The organism is Cobetia sp., assembly GCF_983723665.1.
The window spans coordinates 3,010-4,385 of sequence record NZ_CFDJES010000186.1; the positions used below are offsets into that span (position 1 = coordinate 3,010).

The window sequence follows — 1,376 nt, forward strand, 5'->3', positions numbered from 1 at the left end:
CTGACCTTCTTCTTCTTCGCGGCCATTCTGCTGCCGCTGCTGGTCGACTTCGGCTTCATGGAATTCATCGGCAGCCTGGTGCGTCGTCCGTTCCGCGCCATCTTCAATCTGCCCGGGCGCAGCGCCATCGATGCCACCGCCTCGTGGATGGGTTCCGGCACCGTCGGCGTGCTGATCACCACCCAGCAGTACGAGCAGGGCTTCTACAGCAAGCGCGAAGCGGCAGTGATCGCCACCAACTTCTCGGTGGTCTCGATCGCCTTCGCGTTGCTGGTCACCAGCTTCATGAACATCAACCACCTGTTCGTGCCTTTCTACCTGACCGTCGTCATCGCGGGCCTTATCGCCGCCGTCATCGTGCCGCGTCTGCCGCCGCTGTCACGCAAGCGTGATGATTATCATGAGCCGGTCGGCTGCCAGATCAGTGAAGAGAACCAGAGCGACTGTGGCGTACTGCGCTACTCACTCGGCATGGCGGTCGCGCGCGCCGAGCATGCGCCGGGCCCGCTCAAGCTGGTGAAATCGGCCGGCTTCAACGTGGCGGACATCTTCCTCGGCCTGCTGCCGGTGGTGATCGCCATCGGGACCGTGGCGCTGATGCTGGCCGAGTTCACGCCGGTGTTCACCTGGCTCTCCTACCCGATGATTCCGCTGCTGGAACTGCTGCAGATTCCCCACGCGGCAGAGGCAGCCCCGGCGACGCTGGTCGGCTTTGCCGACATGTTCCTGCCGGCGGTGCTGGCCAAGGACATCGACAGCGAACTGACCCGCTTCGTGATCGCCTGCCTGTCGCTGACCCAGTTGATCTACATGTCCGAGATCGGCGCCCTGCTGCTCAAGTCGAAGATTCCGCTCAAGATCTGGGAACTGGTGGCCATCTTCGTGCTGCGCACGCTGATCACCCTGCCGATCATCGCCGGTATCGCGCATCTGTTCGTGTTCTGAGCCAAGCGGGCACTCAACTTGTTTCTCATCTCATACGGGAGCACCACGGTGCTCCCGTCATTGGAATAACCTGCCATGACCTGTGCTGAACTCCTGATCCGACTGCTGCGTGACACCTACGGCGTCGACACCGTCTTCGGTATTCCCGGCGTGCATACCGTCGAGCTCTACCGTGGCCTGGAGCCGGATGCCGATCCCGCCGCGCGCAGCATTCGCCACGTCACCCCGCGCCATGAACAAGGCGCCGGCTTCATGGCCGATGGCTATGCCCGCAGCACCGGCAAGCCCGGGGTGTGCTTCATCATCACCGGCCCGGGGATGACCAACATCACCACCGCGATGGGCCAGGCGCTGGCCGACTCCATCCCGATGCTGGTGATCTCCAGCGTCAATCGCACCGACACCCTCGGCCGTGGCCAGGGGCGTCTGCA

Annotated in this window: 2 protein-coding genes; both read left to right on the top strand. The window is 63.4% G+C overall.

All coding sequences use genetic code 11. The features are described 5' to 3' along the window. On the top strand, positions 1-945 hold a 945-nt coding region (locus tag AC4FAH_RS13455), incomplete at its 5' end, for a YjiH family protein (RefSeq protein ID WP_490246204.1). Between the two features lie 75 nt (positions 946-1,020). Further along, positions 1,021-1,376: thiamine pyrophosphate-binding protein (locus AC4FAH_RS13460; protein WP_490246205.1), on the top strand; the 356-nt coding region annotated here is incomplete at its 3' end.